The 14,513-nt window shown below is 68.8% G+C and carries 11 protein-coding genes; 7 read left to right on the top strand and 4 right to left on the bottom strand.

The features are described 5' to 3' along the window. Positions 1–30 precede the first annotated feature (30 nt). From ACWDNU_RS23580 to ACWDNU_RS23570, 3 genes are read left to right on the top strand one after another with little or no spacing between them, the layout of a single operon-like run. Positions 31–2,682: an FtsX-like permease family protein gene (locus ACWDNU_RS23580; protein ID WP_449670477.1), complete on the top strand. Its 2,652-nt coding sequence runs from the start codon at positions 31–33 to the stop codon at positions 2,680–2,682. Next, complete coding sequence (locus tag ACWDNU_RS23575) at positions 2,669–3,331, top strand: ABC transporter ATP-binding protein (protein ID WP_449670476.1); 663 nt, start codon at positions 2,669–2,671, stop codon at positions 3,329–3,331. The genes ACWDNU_RS23580 and ACWDNU_RS23575 overlap by 14 nt, the downstream gene beginning before the upstream one ends. Next, the gene (locus tag ACWDNU_RS23570; RefSeq protein ID WP_449670475.1) at positions 3,328–3,945 is read left to right on the top strand and encodes an ABC transporter ATP-binding protein; all 618 of its coding nucleotides are present in this window, start codon (positions 3,328–3,330) and stop codon (positions 3,943–3,945) included. The genes ACWDNU_RS23575 and ACWDNU_RS23570 overlap by 4 nt, the downstream gene beginning before the upstream one ends. Before the next feature lies 1 nt (position 3,946). Here the strand turns inward: ACWDNU_RS23570 and catC are convergent, their stop codons facing one another. From catC to ACWDNU_RS23550, 4 genes are read right to left on the bottom strand one after another with little or no spacing between them, the layout of a single operon-like run. Further along, positions 3,947–4,225: a muconolactone Delta-isomerase gene (catC, locus tag ACWDNU_RS23565; RefSeq protein ID WP_037367634.1), complete on the bottom strand. Its 279-nt coding sequence runs from the start codon at positions 4,223–4,225 to the stop codon at positions 3,947–3,949. A 25-nt stretch (positions 4,226–4,250) separates the two neighbouring features. Further along, a complete protein-coding gene (gene catA, locus ACWDNU_RS23560) occupies positions 4,251–5,093 on the bottom strand; it encodes a catechol 1,2-dioxygenase (protein ID WP_449670474.1) in 843 nt (280 codons plus the stop codon). 32 nt (positions 5,094–5,125) lie between these two features. Continuing rightward, entirely contained in the window at positions 5,126–6,229 is a 1,104-nt protein-coding gene (locus tag ACWDNU_RS23555; protein WP_370936006.1) for a mandelate racemase/muconate lactonizing enzyme family protein, read from the bottom strand. Further along, on the bottom strand, positions 6,226–7,134 hold the full coding sequence (locus ACWDNU_RS23550) for a LysR substrate-binding domain-containing protein (protein WP_370936007.1): 909 nt from the start codon (positions 7,132–7,134) through the stop codon (positions 6,226–6,228). The genes ACWDNU_RS23555 and ACWDNU_RS23550 overlap by 4 nt, the downstream gene beginning before the upstream one ends. 224 nt (positions 7,135–7,358) lie before the next feature. Here ACWDNU_RS23550 and benA point away from each other — a divergent pair, with 224 nt between their 5' ends. From benA to ACWDNU_RS23530, 4 genes are read left to right on the top strand one after another with little or no spacing between them, the layout of a single operon-like run. Beyond that, positions 7,359–8,729 (top strand): benzoate 1,2-dioxygenase large subunit, encoded by a 1,371-nt coding sequence (benA, locus tag ACWDNU_RS23545; RefSeq protein ID WP_449670473.1) that lies wholly within the window; start codon positions 7,359–7,361, stop codon positions 8,727–8,729. Continuing rightward, positions 8,726–9,235: a benzoate 1,2-dioxygenase small subunit gene (gene benB / locus ACWDNU_RS23540; RefSeq protein WP_370936009.1), complete on the top strand. Its 510-nt coding sequence runs from the start codon at positions 8,726–8,728 to the stop codon at positions 9,233–9,235. The genes benA and benB overlap by 4 nt, the downstream gene beginning before the upstream one ends. A gap of 12 nt (positions 9,236–9,247) precedes the next feature. Continuing rightward, positions 9,248–11,737 carry a benzoate 1,2-dioxygenase electron transfer component BenC gene (gene benC / locus ACWDNU_RS23535; protein ID WP_449670472.1) on the top strand — a complete coding sequence of 830 codons (2,490 nt, stop codon included), beginning with the start codon at positions 9,248–9,250 and terminating at the stop codon, positions 11,735–11,737. Positions 11,738–11,766: 29 nt separating this feature from the next. Further along, positions 11,767–14,400: a LuxR C-terminal-related transcriptional regulator gene (locus ACWDNU_RS23530; protein ID WP_449670471.1), complete on the top strand. Its 2,634-nt coding sequence runs from the start codon at positions 11,767–11,769 to the stop codon at positions 14,398–14,400. Positions 14,401–14,513 lie beyond the last annotated feature (113 nt).

The following is a 14,513-nucleotide window of genomic DNA, read 5'->3' as shown; positions in this document are numbered from 1 at the left end:
CCGACACCGGGATCGTGGCAGACTCGGCAGATGCGCGGGTGGGGGGCGACGCCGTGGACGCGGGCGCCGAGAACAGGGTGGCGGCAACCGGCGGTCGTAGTGGCCGCGATCGCGGCGGCGGTGCTCGTCGCGCTGCCTGCCGCGGCGGTGGCGTTGTTCCTGTCCTCGGCCGGGAACGCGACGCTGCACGACCAGATGGACCGGGCGTGCCAGTGGGCGGTCGGCGCGGAATGGACCGGCGGGCTGCCGATGTCGCGGCCGTATCCCGAAGACACCGGGCCGGCCGGGAAAGCGCTCTACGACGCCCGGCTCGCGGCCGCCCGCGACGCTGCTCGGCAGGTGCCGCGGCTGTCCGGCGTGCGGTCGACGCTCTCCAGCAGCGCGAAGGTCAACCCGGTCCGGCCGGGCTCGCCGAATCCGGAACAGTCCGCGACGTGGCTGGTCTACCAGGACGATTTCGCGTCACACCTGCAGGTCCTGGAGGGCGGCAAGGGCCAGGGGGTCTGGGTGTCGAGCCAGTTCGCGCAGGCGCGCGGGCTGCACGCGGGCGACCAGGTCGCGATCCAGGGCGGCTGGGCGCCGAGGACGGGCGTGCCGCCGGGCGCGCCGGTGGCGACGATGCCGGTCGCCGCGGTGTACCGGGACCTGCGCGAGCTGCCTGACCAGCCGTTCTGGTGCCATCTGCAATCGCTGTACCGGCCGAATCCGCTGAGCGAGGCGCCAGTGTTCCCGGTGGCGTTCGTGTCTCGGGACGCGCTGTTCGGCTTGACCCCGGCAGACTCGGGCGTCGGCAGTTACCTCGAAGCCTCGGTCGACCAGGACGGCCTGACCACGGAGAACGCGCCCGCCACGATCGCTGGCCTGGAACAGGTGAGGACGCGCACCGAGAATCAGCCGGACCTGTTCGCGCAGCGCGGCCGGATGCAGTTCACGTCGTCGCTGCGCGGCATCGCCGACCGGGCTGACCAGGTCGAATCCTCGCTCGCCGCGACGGTCGTGCCGATCGGCGTCGCCGGATCGCTGACCGGGCTGGTCATTTCGGTGACGGTCGGGTCGTTCTGGGTCGAACGCCGCCGGGCCGAGCTGGCGGTGCTGTCCGCGCGCGGGGCCGGGCCGGGCGCGCTGGCCGGGAAAGCGTTGCTGGAGCTGGGTTCCATCGCGCTGCTCGGCACCATCGGCGGCTGGTTCGCCGCGCGCGGGCTGGTCAGCGCGCTGGGGCCGAGTCCGCTGGTGACGTCGTCCGCGCTGGGCTCTTCGATCGGCGGCGCGGCGGTCGCTTTCCTGGCGACGCTCGCCGGGATCGCCGGTTCGGTCGTCCTCCGCACGCGGGCGATGTTCGACGCGCGCACGTCGCGGATCCGGCATCTGCCGTGGGAAATCCTGCCGCTGGTCGCTGCGGTGGTCTGCTACTTCGCGCTCGGCGACGGTACGCAGACCGGGCTCGGCCAGGCCGGTTCGGTCGCGCGGATCCCGCCTCGGCTGATTGTCGTGCCGCTGTTGCTGGTGCTGGGGTTGGCGATGCTGGTGACCCGGGTCGTGCGGCTGACGTTGCCCCGGATCCGTGCGGTACGGCGAGAACGGGCGGTGGCGTTCCTGGCCTGGCGGCGGCTTGCTTCGGCACCGGCCGCGGCAGCCGTGCTGGTCGGAGCGACCGCGGTACCGGTGGCGCTTTCGATCTTCGCCACCACGGTCACCGGATCCGTCCAGCGCACGCTCGACGACGAGGGCCAGCTCGTGGTCGGCTCGGACGTCGTCGTGCATTTGACCGGTCCTGCCGCGATTCCGGCTGGCCTCAGTGGACAGTCCACATTGGTCGATCGCTACGACTCGGCGTACCTGGGCGCCAAGACGGTGAACGTGCTCGGCGTCGACCCGGCGACCTTCGGCTCCGCCGCGTTCTGGGACGACCACTTCAGCGGGCCGACGCTGTCGGAGCTGCTCGACCAGATGTCCGGCGACACCGCGGTCGGTGTCATCGCGGGAGTCCCGGACGCGCCCGAGCAGGCGACGCTCAGCATCGGGGGCAAGGACCTGCCGCTGCGCGTGGTCACGGTGGCGCAGTTGCCCGGGAAGAGCGCTGGGTTCCCCGAATTGCTGCTGCGCAAGGACATTCTCGCCAAGTTCGCCGGAGAGAGCGTGCACCGCGAGCTGTGGGCGCGCGGCGATCCGGCGCAGGTGCTGCCGGAACTGGGCAAGGCCGGGGTTCCGTCCGGGACAGTGAGCCGCGCGACCGACGTCACCGCGCACGGTGTGTATGGCGGAGTGACTTACACGTTCGCGTTTCTGACCGCAGTGTCCGCTTTGGTCGGTGTGGTTGTCCTAGTTGGACTCTTGCTGTACCTCAATGCCCGGGCGCGCGCCCGCCGCGGAGCGTATGTCCTATTGCGACGGATGGGCATCACCTCGGGTGCGCACTGGCGGGCGCTCGCCTACGAGGTCGGCGGGTTGCTGGCGGCCGGCTTCGCGTTGGGCATCGGTTTCGCGGCCATTGCGGTCTCGGTGACCTCCGAGGGCTACGACCTCGATCCGGCGACGCCGCCGGGCACCGTGATCCCGGTGCCGTGGGGGCCGGGCGGGCAGCTGTTGCTGGCGGCAGTGGTCGTCGCGCTTGTCGTTACTTATGCGGCCCAGCGCGCGGCTGCGCGGGCGTTGCCTTCGGAGGTGCTGCGTGACACTGCCTGATGCTGTTCGAGGTACTGGATTGACGCACAGCTACCGCACCGCGGGCCGTTCGCTGACCGCTTTGCACGAGGTCTCGATCGCCGCCGCACGCGGCCGGATTACCGCGCTGGTCGGGCCTTCCGGTTCGGGAAAATCGACCTTGCTGCGGTTGCTGGCGTGCCTGGAACGGCCGGACGAGGGCCGGGTCGAGGTCGGCGGCACGGACGTCACCGCGTTGTCCGCACGGGCGCGCCGGGCGGTGCGGAGGCGACGGATCGGTTACGTATTCCAGAATCCGGTCGACAACCTGCTGGATTACCTGACGGTGCAAGAACATCTGGAGCTGGCCGCGAAAATGCGCGGCACCGGCCTTTCCCTGTCCCTGCTCGAACGACTGGGCTTGGACGACCGTCGTAGTCACCGCCCGCGCCAGCTCTCCGGCGGCGAACAGCAACGAACCGCGCTCGCGTTCGCGGCCGTCGGCGACCCGGACGCGGTGCTGGCGGACGAACCGACCGCGCAACTGGACCGTTCGTCGGCCGGATTGGTGGCGGAGGCGTTCCGTGCTTTGGCTGAGGCCGGTCAGACTGTCGTGGTCGCGACGCACGACCCCGTGCTGGCGGAAGCGGCGGACGACGTGGTGGAACTCGTGGACGGGAGGGTCCGGTGAGTGCCTTGCTCAGTCTGTCGGACGTAAGCCGTTCCCACGGCGGGATGCCGGTGCTGCGGCACACGAGCCTGGACCTGATGGCGGGCGAACTGGTCGCCCTGACCGGCCCGTCCGGCTCGGGAAAAAGCACCTTGCTGATGATCGCGGGCGGCTGGGATGCGCCGGACAGCGGGACCGTGACCGCGCACCCGCCGATGCCGGACGTGCCGGTGTCGGAACAGCCGTGGCATGCGCTGGCTTTCGTGCCGCAGTCGATCGCGCTGTTCGAGGAGTTGACGGTCGCCGACAACCTCGCTTTCGCCGCGCGGACCGCGGTGGAGCCGCCGGATCGGTCGAAGCTGCTGGAAACCCTGGACCTCGCGAAGCTGGCGGACCGGTTGCCGAGCGAGGTTTCGCGCGGGGAACAGCAACGGGGCGCGGTGGCGCGCGCTTTGGCGTCGGGCCCGTTGGTGCTGCTCGCGGATGAGCCGACGTCACATCAGGATCGTGCGCACGCGGAGATGGTGCTGACGGCTCTGCGCCGAGCAGCGGACCGCGGGACGGCGGTGTTGGTCGCGTCCCACGATCCGCTGCTGGCCGAGCACGCGGACCGCATCGTCGCGGTCGGCGAGTGAGTCAGTCCACTTTGGATGGGTGTCGCGCGAGGGCGGTCACCTGGATGTCCATGTACGGGAACAGCGGCAGGTTCGACAGGATCTGGTGCAGCTCGTCGTGGTCGGCGACGTCCAGCACCGAGTAGTTCGCGTACTCGCCCGCGATCCGCCAGATGTGCGGCCATTTCCCGCTGCGCTGCAGCTGCTGGCTGTACTCCTTCTCGCGCGCGATGAGGGCGTCGCGGACCGCCGGGTCCAGGTCCGGGGGAAGGCGGACGTCCATCCGCACGTGGTAAAGCATGGTTCTCCGATCGAATCAGGCCGGATCAGGCCGGGTCGAGGACGAAGTTGTACTCGATGGCCTCGCCGTCGCCGGACGGCTGGGGGTCGAGCAGCAGTTCCGGCTTCACCGCGGACGCGATGTCGTCGTCGTTGTGCTCGTCGCCCGGGAAATACAGCTGCGCGGTGAGCAGTTCGTGCCCCGGCGCGGACACCTTGACGTGCAGGTGCGCCGGACGCCACGCGTGCCAGCCCGCCGCCGCGATCAGTTTGCCGCACGCGCCGTCGGTCGGGATCTGGTACGGCGCGGGGCGCACGGTGCGGATCTCGAAGCGGCCTTCGTCGTCGGTGGTGAAGGTGCCGCGCAGGTTCCACTCCGGGATGTCCGGCGCGAACTGCGAGTACAGCCCGTCCGCGTCCGCGTGCCACAGTTCGACCTTCGCGCCGCCCAGTGCCTCACCGGTGGTGGAGGTGACCTGTCCGGTCCAGGTGAGCGCGGTGCCCGGCTCGTTTTCCCGCGAGGGGACCGAACCGCGCGCGCCCTGCTCGGGGGCGTCCGGCACGTAGTAGGGGCCCTCGATGGTGCCCTTGTTGCCCTGGCGGTGCTCGGTGGCGACGTCCTCGACGACGTGCTCGACCCAGACGTCCAGGAACAGCGGCCATTCTCCGTCCTCGCCGACGCTGATCAGCCACGACTTGAGCGCGTTGTACTCCTCGTAGGTCACCTTGTGCTTGCGGATCGTCGCGTGCACGGCCTCGAGCACCTCGCGGGCGAGCAGGCTGACCCGCTCCTTCGGGGTGCCCGCGACGCCGGCGAGCTTGTCGCTCTTGAACCGTTCGGTGGCGTTGGCTCCGGACGCGGCGGCGGTGGGGGAATGCGTGGCAGTCATGAATCCTCCTTGATCCATCGGGGGTTTCCGGCTCAGCGGTCTTGCCGGTAGTGCCGGAGCTTGCCGGGGTCGAGTGCGGCGCCGAGGCCGGCGCCGGGGCGGATGACCAGTTCGCCGTCCGCGATGCACAGCGGTTCGGCGAGCAGGTCGTCGGTCATGTCGAGGAAGTTGGACAGTTCGCCGGGACGGCGCGACGTCAGCTCATACGCCGATCCGAACGCGACAGTGCACAGTGAACCGAGCTGCCCGTCGATCTGGTTGCCCATCACCACTTCCAGCCCGAGACCCTCCGCGAGATGGTGCGTGCGCTGCGAACGCGTGAAGCCGGTGCGGGCGGTCTTGATGCTGATCGCGGTGGCCGATCCGGAGAGGATCTCGCGCGTCACGTCAGCGGGGGTCACCGCGGATTCGTCGGCGATGAACGGAATGTCCACCTGGGACACCAGCCAGCGGCGGCCGAGCACGTCGTCGGCCGGGCACAGCTCCTCGGCGAACAGCAGATCGAGGTCGGCCATTTCCCGCATCGCGCGGGCGGATTCCGCGGCGGTCCAGCCCCGGTTGCCGTCCACATACAGGTCGACCTCGGCGCCGAACCGTTCCCGCAAAGCGCGAACCACTGCGGTGTCAAGGGAAACCGGACGGCGGCCGACCTTCACCTTGAACGTCGTGATGCCGTAGCTGTCGCGAATCCGCTCCGCTTCGGCGACCATCGCGGCGGGTTCGTCGAACCCGAGCATGTGCGACACCTTCATACGGTCGGTGTAGCCGCCGAGCAATTCGGTGACCGAGACGTCGAGGCTTTGCCCCAGCGCGTCCCAGATCGCCATGTCCAAAGCGGACTTCGCGGCCGGATTGCCGACGGTGCGGGAAAGCCGGGCGTGCACCGTTTCGCGTTCGAGCAGGCTCAGGCCGACTACCTGCGGGGCGAACACGGTCTCCAGCACGGCCACGATCCCGGCTTGGGTCTCGCCGTAGGTGAACGGCCGCGGCGGTGCTTCGGCAACGCCGACCACGCCGTCGTCGGTATGCACGCGGACCAGCACATGCTCGGCCGTGTGCACCTCGCCGGAAGCGAAACGCAGCGGTTTGCGGTAGGGGATGGCGAACGGGATCGCCTCCACCCGGGTGATCTTCATCGTGTCCTCCCTGACACGGGCACTTCGACGGGGAACAGCTCGCCGAGCGCGTCGAGCACGGCCGGGACCAGTGCCGAGGCCCGGTCGCGGTGCCAGGCGAGCGCGAGCTGGACGGTGGCGGCGCCGGCGAGGTCGCGGAACACGACCCCGGCCAGCGGCAGCGCCCGCGCGGACGCGGGGACGACGCCGACGCCGAGACCACCGGCGACCAGGGCGAGCAGCACCGCGGTGCCGGCCGCTTCGTGCTCGCGTTGCGGGGTGAAGCCGGCGTCGCGGCAGCTGCGCAGCACCGCTTCGTTGACGACGGAGTAGCTGGCGGGATAGGTGACGAAAGCTTCGGCGCGCAGATCGCTCATCGCGACGACCGGTTCCACCGCGAGCCGGTGGTCGGCGGGGACGGCGAGCACGAGCGGCTCGGTCTCGATGACGTGCAGGTCGAGGTCGCCGCCGGTGACCGGCGGACGCAGCACGCCGATGTCGAGCGTGCCGTCGCGCAGCTGTGCGCACTGCTCGCCGGTGAGCAGGTCGGCGTGCACTTCGAGTTCGACCTCGGGCAGCCGGTGCTGCAGCGCGCGGGCGACCTGCGGCAGGTGCGACAGCGCGGCGGTGCCGGTGAAGCCGATCCGGGCGAGCCCGCGGCGGCCGTCGGCGATGCGCCGGGCTCCGCGCGCACCCGCCTCGACGGCGTCCAGGATCCGCTGGGCCTCGGCGAGGAAGAACCGGCCGGCCGGGGTGACCTGCACCTGCCGCGTCGTGCGGCTGAGCAGGGCGACGCCCAGCTCGTCCTCCAGCTGCCGGATCGCGTGCGAAAGCGCGGGCTGGGCGAGGTGCAGGCGTTCGGCGGCGCGGCCGAAGTGGCAGGTCTCGGCGACGGCGGCGAAGTACCGCAGGTGGCGCAGTTCCATCGGGCTGCCTCCTCACCGGCTCCTCGTCCCGCTCACCGTAAGTTCCGGCATTGAGTGAAGACAAGGAGCGGTTTGCGTGCGATTGATAAACGGCATCGAATAATCACACCCTAGGTCAGGACTGGGTCTTGCCCTGGTGTGACCGCGGGCACGGGGTGGCACAGTGCGGGAAACGCCCTGCTGGGGAGCCGATCAGCGCAGATCAGAGGCCCGTTGGAGGAGTCATGACCGAGATGCTGGACCACGCCGCTTCCGTAGTCGCGGACGCGGTGGTGGAGGACCCGGAGGCGGGCGTCTACCGCGCGAACCGCCGGATCTTCACCGACGAGGAGATCTTCGAACTCGAAATGAAGCACATCTTCGAGGGCAACTGGATCTACCTCGCGCACGAGAGCCAGCTGCCGAACCCCGGCGACTACTTCACCACCACGATCGGCCGCCAGCCCGTCGTCATCACCCGGGACAAGGCGGGCGAGCTGCACTGCCTGATCAACGCCTGCGCGCACCGCGGCGCGATGATCTGCAGGCGCAAACGCGACAACCGGCCCACGCTGACCTGCCCGTTCCACGGCTGGACCTTCCGCAACGACGGCAAGCTGCTGAAGGTCAAAGATCCGGACGGCGCGGGCTACCCGGAGTCGTTCGACACCGGCGGCTCGCACGACCTGACGAAGGTCGCCCGGTTCGAGTCGTACCGCGGGTTCCTGTTCGGCAGCCTGAACCCGGACGTGAAGTCTTTGGAAGAGCACCTCGGCGACGCCACCAAGGTGATTGACATGCTCGTGGACCAGTCACCGGACGGACTTGAAGTACTACGCGGGGCTTCCACGTATACCTACGACGGCAACTGGAAGGTCCAGGCGGAGAACGGCGCGGACGGCTACCACGTCACCGCGACGCACTGGAATTACGCGGCCACCACGGCCCGGCGCAACACCGGCGAATCGGCCAACGACACGAAGACTCTCGACGCTGGTTCGTGGGGCAAGTCCGGCGGCGGTTACTGGTCGTTCCCGCACGGGCACCTGTGCCTGTGGACCTGGGCGGGCAATCCGCAGGACCGTCCACTGTGGCCGCGGATGGCGGAGCTGAAGGAGAAATACGGCGACGCCAAGGGCGAGTTCATGGTGCGCGGGTCGCGGAACCTGTGCGTGTATCCCAACGTGTACCTGATGGACCAGTTCTCGACGCAGATCCGGCATTTCCGGCCGATCGCGCCGGACAAGACCGAGGTCACTATTTACTGCATCGCGCCGAAGGGCGAAAGCGCCGAATCGCGGGCGTGGCGGATCCGGCAGTACGAGGACTTCTTCAACGCTTCGGGCATGGCGACGCCGGACGACCTGGAGGAATTCCGGTCCTGCCAGCTCACTTTCCGGGCGACGGCGGCACCGTGGAACGACATGAGCCGTGGCGCGCGACATTGGCTCACCGGGCCGGACGAGGTGGCGTCGTCACTCGGGCTCGACGGTGTCGTGTCGGCCGGGCAGAAGAACGAGGACGAGGGTCTTTATCCGGTGCAGCACGGGTATTGGCAGGAAACCATGCGCGCGGCGATCGCCCGTGAGCAGGCTGTTCGAGGAGAAACCCGATGACCGCGGCCGCCGAGAAGACTATTACCCAGCACGACGTCGAGCAGTTCCTTTACCGCGAGGCGCGGTATCTGGACGACCGCGAGTTCGAGAAGTGGCTGGAGTGTTATGCCGACGACGTCGTGTACTGGATGCCTTCCTGGGGCGACGACGATCTGCTCACCGAGGACCCGCAGCGCGACATTTCGCTGATCTACTACCCGAACAAGGGCGGGCTCGAGGACCGGGTGTTCCGGATCCGCACCGAACGGTCGAGCGCGACGTCCCTCCCGGAACCGCGGACCAGCCACAACATCTCGAATGTCGAGCTGATCGAGCGGCACGGCGATCTCGTGGACGTGCGGTTCAACTGGCACACGATGTACTTCCGGTACCACACCGTCGATCCGTATTACGGGACCTCGTTCTACACCATCGATTTCTCCGGGCCGTCGCCGTTGATCCGGCGGAAGACGGTGGTGCTCAAGAACGACTACATCCATCACGTCGTTGACGTGTACCACTTCTGAGCGGAGGCGGTCATGAACCACCGGATCGCTCTGTCCTTTGAGGACGGTGTCACCCGCTTCGTCACCTGTGCGCCGGATCAGACCGTCGCGGACGCGTCGTACCGGCAGCGCATCAACATCCCGCTCGACTGCCGCGACGGTGCGTGCGGAACCTGCAAGGCGTTCTGCGAATCGGGGGAGTACGAGGGCGGTTCCTATTTGGAAGACGCCTTGAGCGCGGACGAGGCTGAGCGCGGGTATGTGCTGCCGTGCAGCATGAAGCCGAAGTCCGATCTGGTGCTGCAGATCGCGAGTACCTCGGCGGTCGCGAAGACGCAGGCCGCGGAGCATCACGGCACTCTTGTCGCACTGGAACGGCTTTCGCCGACGACGATGTCGTTGACGGTGGAAATCCGCGACCGGGACCGGCTCGCGTTTCTGCCCGGGCAGTACGTGAACATCACTGTTCCGGGCACCGAGGTGACGCGGTCGTACTCGTTCAGCAACGCGCCCGAGGACGACCGGCTGACTTTCCTGGTGAAGCTCTCGCCGGGCGGGGTCATGTCGGATTACCTGACTGGACGGGCGAAATCCGGCGACGAGCTGACGTTCACCGGGCCGCACGGGAGTTTCTTCCTGCGTGAGACGGACCGGCCGGTGTTGTTGCTGGCCGGGGGCACCGGGCTCGCGCCGATTCTGTCCATTGTGCGCACAATGCGTGATTCTGGCGTGACCAGGCCAGCGCATCTGGTGTATGGCGTGAGCACCGACGACGATCTGGTGGAGACGGCGACGCTGGAGAAGCTTGCCACGGAGGTTCCTGGGCTGACCTGGGACTATTGCGTTTCGGATCCGGGGAGTGCCGCGCCGAACAAGGGCTATGTGACCACGCTGATCCGGGACGAGCACCTGCACGGCGGCGATGTCGCGGTGTATCTGTGCGGTCCGCCGCCGATGGTGGAGGCGGTGCGGGGGCATTTCGCGTCGGCCGGGTTCGAGCCGACCGGGTTCTATTACGAGAAATTCGCGCTTGCCGCACCAGTTCGAGCACCTGAGATCCCCGTGCAGCCGGTGGTGGTCGCCGATCCGGAACCCGAACCGGAGTTGGAGTTCGTCGCGGGCCGCGCGCTGGCCGGGCAGGAGCTGTTCCCGACGGTCGAACTGGCCCCGCTGCGGGCCGGAGCAGTGCTGTCCGCAGCGGAAGAAGCGCGGGTCGCACGCACGATCGCGGGCCAGGAAATGCTGCCCGCGGCCGACGAAACGCCGGGTGAGTACGAAATCGGCGAGGAACACCCGTCGGTACACGAATCGGACGCGGTGTTCGAGGCTCGGCAGGCCCTCGAACTGGGCGCGCTCGAACTGACCATCGGACGGCTGACGTCGGGTCAGCTCGCCGGATACCGGCTGCTGGCCGAGTCGACAGTGCCCTATGTGGACGGTGACCGGTTCCTGGACGCCGCCGCCTATACCGAAACCAACGCGGCCTTCCACGACTACCTGTTCACGCTCACCGGCAACGAGCACCTGCTGCAGGCATATCAGGCGCTCGGCGTGAAAGGTCACATGTCCGAGACGCTGCGCAACGCGACCTGGTGCCATCCGCGCTGCACGCAGGATCACTTGGACCTGGTCGCGGCGTTCGAGTCCGGGGACCGGGCGACCGCGCGACGGCTGGTGGCCGAGCACGCGGAACGGTCGAAGGTCACCACCCGGCGGGCGATGGGCGGTGCCGCCGAGAGGCCGAAATTCCTGTCGCCGGGGCGGTTCGCGGGCAAGGTCGTGGTGGTCACCGGGGCCGCGCAGGGGATCGGCGAGGCGACGGCCCGGCGGATCGCCGCGGAGGACGGCGCGCTGGTGCTCGCGGACCGGTCCGGCCTGGTCAGCGGACTGGCCGACGAGTTGCCCGAGGCCGCCGCGGTGGTCGCCGACCTGGAGACCTGGGCGGGCGCGCAGGCGGTCGTCGAGGCGGCCTTGGCCCGGTTCGGCCGGATCGACGTGCTGGTCAACAACGTCGGCGGCGCGCTGCGGTTCAAGCCGTTCACCGAGTTCAGCCCGGACGAGATCGAAGCCGAGGTCCGCCGGTCCCTGCTGACCACGCTGTTCTCCTGCCGGGCGGTGCTGCCGTCGATGGCGCAGCGGGGCGGCGGGGTGATCGTGAACGTCTCGTCGGCGGCCACCCGCGGCATCCACCGGATCCCGTACTCGGCGGCGAAAGGCGGGGTCAACGCGCTGACCGCGTCGCTGGCGTTCGAGTACGCCGATGCCGGCGTGCGGGTGGTCGCGACCGCGCCGGGCGGCACCGAAGCCCCGCCCCGGCGGATCCCGCGCGGCGGCCCCGATCCGGCCACTGACCAGGAACGGGAGTGGTTCCAGGCGCACATCGACCAGACCGTCGGGTCGTCATTGCTGAAGCGGTACGGCACCCTGGACGAGCAGGCCGCGGCGATCGCGTTCCTGGCCTCGGACGAGGCCTCGTACGTCACCGGCACCGTCCTGCCCGTGGCCGGGGGCGATCCCGGCTGACGGCGGCATCCGGCGAAGCGGGGAGGACCGTGACGACAGCGGCGGAGGAGCTGGCCGGCCTGCTTTCCCAGGCGGGGCGCGCGGTGCTGCTGTGCGGTCCGGCCGGCTGCGGTCGCACGACGCTGGCGCGGCGGGCCGCCGACGCGTTCCCCGGACCGGTGCTCCTGGCGACCGCGGCCGAATGGGAGAGCTGCAGCGCGTTCGCCGTGCTGCGGCAGCTCTTCCCAGACCTGTCTGCGGACGGCGGGCCGTTACCGGTCGCCGAGCGGATCGCGGCGGAGCTGATGCCGGGGACGTTGCTGGTGGTCGACGACGCGCATCTGTCCGATGTGGACTCGGTGCGGACGCTGTCGTCGCTGCTGCGGCATCATCCGGCGGCGCGGGTCACGGCGCTGTTCACTGCGGCGACCGGGGATTCTCGCGCTCGCGCGGACGTTCTGGAGCTGCTCGCCCGGATGTCCGGGGACGAGGTTCGCGTGCCGCCTTTGGACGCCGCGGAAGTGTCCGAAATGGCCTCGGCGCGCGGTATCGCTTTGCATCCGACGATGGCCGAACGGTTGTGTCGGCACACTCTCGGCCGGCCGCGATATGTGGTGCAGCTGCTGACTGAGGTGTCGCGGGCTACCTGGGCTGGGTTCGATCCCAACCTGCCTGCCCCCGCTGCTGTTGCTGCTTCGGTCCGGGAGAGGGTTTCGCAGCTTTCCCCGGCGGCGGAACGGTTTGTCGCGGCTACGGCAGTGCTCGGTGCTGGTGCGGCGGTGCGGTCGGTGGCGTCGTTGGCTGATCTCGACGGGGATCCGTTGCCGTGGCTGGACGAGACGTGTGCGGCACGGTTGGTCGAGCTCGCGCCGCGCGGGCTTGCGGAGGTGGGGCCGCCGGATCCGATGGTGCGCGCGGCTGTGCTCGCCGGGCTGGGGCCGGAGCGGCGGTCGAAGCTGCAGCGGCGGGCGGCGGAGCTGGTCGAGGATCCGGCGCGGAGTTTGCGGTTGCTGGTCGCGGCCAGTCCGGTGCCGGACGCTGGGGTCGCGGATCGGCTTGATGCGCTGGCGGTCGAGCGGGCCGCGGCGGGGGCTTGGGGGACGGCGGCGGTGCTGCTCAACGATGCTGGGCGGCTTACTGAGGATGCTGAACTGCGGCAGGCTCGGATTACTCGGGCTGTTGATGCGTTGATCGGTGCTGGCGATGTGTTTCGGGCTGCCGCGCTTGCTCCGGAAGTCGAGAGTATGCGTGAGACGCCGTTGCGGGATGCGGTGCTGGGCTATCTCGCGGTGGTGCGTGGTCGGGCTGCGGAAGCTGGCGGACGGTTGAGCCGCGCCTGGGATATCGTCAATGCTTCGCGGGATCCGGAGACGGCCGCGTTGATATGTCAGCGGTATGTGCTTGATGCGCTATGCCGGTACTCCGCTGAGGATCTGGTGCGGTGGGCGGATCGGGCCATTGAATTGGCTGTGCCGGAGACTCCTGCTGCGGTGGAGGCCGCGGCTATTCGGGGGCTGGGGCTTGCTGCTTCCGGGCGGGCCAAGCAGGCTCGGCGGGATTACGTGCAGTTGTCCGAGCGGATTCGGCATGGTGCGCAGGCGCAGCGGGTCGTCATGGCGCGGGGGTGGCTGAATCTTCTGACGGATCGGATTGACGACGCTCGGGTGGATTTGGAAAGTGCCGTGCCTACTAGTTATTTGGGCGGGTCGGCGCGGATTTCCTTGTGGGCGCAGGCTTGGTTGGCTCGGACGTTGTTCCTGAGCGGGGAGTGGGACGACGCGTTGCGGGTGGTTCGGGAGGCGCTGGTTCTGGTTGACCGGACGGGGATTGTGGTCACCGCGCCGTTGCTGCACTGGACTTCGGCTGCGGTGCATGCGTTGCGAGGGGATCAGGGGCGGGCTGAGGAGGCGTTGCTGGCTTGTGCTGCTGGGTCGCAGGATTACGAGATCATGCGGGTTCCGGCTTTGTTGGCGCGGGCGCAGGTTGCGGAGGCGGCGGCGGATTCTGCTGGGGTGTTGCGGGCGTTGCATCCGTTGACTCGGTTGACGTTGCCTACGTCGGTGGATGAGCCTGGGCATTGGCCTTGGCATGATCTTTATGCGCATGCGCTCGTCCTTAGCGGACGTTCTGAGGATGCGGATGTGTTTTTGGCTCCTCATGAGCGGGCTGCTGGGAAGCGGGAGCATGCTTCGGCGCGGGCTCGTCTTGCTGCTGCTCGTGGCCGGTTGTTGGGGGCGCGTAATGATCATGTGGGGGCGGTGGCTGCGTTTGATGCTGCGGTGGAGTTGATTGGGGGGTTGCCGTTGCGGTATGACCAGGCTCGGATTGCGTTCGCTTATGGGCAGACTTTGCGTCGGTTGGGGCGGCGGGCTCGGGCGGATACGCAGTTGGTTGCTGCTCGGGACGGGTTTGCGTCTATGGGGGCGGTTACTTATGTGGCTCGGTGTGAGCGGGAGTTGCGGGCTGGTGGGGTGCATTTGCCGCGCGGCGGGGTGGATTTGTTGACGCCGCAGGAGGAGGCGGTGGCGCGGATGGTGGCTCGGGGGCAGTCTAATCGGGAGGTGGCTGCGGAGTTGTTTTTGTCGGTTAAGACTGTGCAGTATCACTTGACTCGGATTTATGCGAAGTTGGGGATTCGGGGGAGGACTGAGTTGGCTGTTTTGCGTTCTGGGGAGGATGTGTGAGTCTGCTCGTCGCCTGGCGGCAACATCGCTGGGGGTTGCGTGGGGCACCCCGAAGCTTGAGTGTGCTGACGGTCTGGGGGTGCTTGTCAAGGCGGGAAAGATGCCTTGACAAG

This window comes from Amycolatopsis sp. NPDC003676, from assembly GCF_053587275.1.
Note: the sequence above shows the minus strand (reverse complement) of the source record. Positions and strands in the feature narration are given on the sequence as shown.

Coding starts and splice junctions, on each gene's coding strand:
- benA (WP_449670473.1), top strand. CDS start 7,359: ATGACCGAGATGCTGGACCACGCCGCTTCCGTAGTCGCGGACGCGGTG.
- benC (WP_449670472.1), top strand. CDS start 9,248: ATGAACCACCGGATCGCTCTGTCCTTTGAGGACGGTGTCACCCGCTTC.
- ACWDNU_RS23550 (WP_370936007.1), bottom strand. CDS start 7,134: ATGGAACTGCGCCACCTGCGGTACTTCGCCGCCGTCGCCGAGACCTGC.
- ACWDNU_RS23555 (WP_370936006.1), bottom strand. CDS start 6,229: ATGAAGATCACCCGGGTGGAGGCGATCCCGTTCGCCATCCCCTACCGC.
- ACWDNU_RS23580 (WP_449670477.1), top strand. CDS start 31: ATGCGCGGGTGGGGGGCGACGCCGTGGACGCGGGCGCCGAGAACAGGG.
- benB (WP_370936009.1), top strand. CDS start 8,726: ATGACCGCGGCCGCCGAGAAGACTATTACCCAGCACGACGTCGAGCAG.
- catC (WP_037367634.1), bottom strand. CDS start 4,225: ATGCTTTACCACGTGCGGATGGACGTCCGCCTTCCCCCGGACCTGGAC.
- catA (WP_449670474.1), bottom strand. CDS start 5,093: ATGACTGCCACGCATTCCCCCACCGCCGCCGCGTCCGGAGCCAACGCC.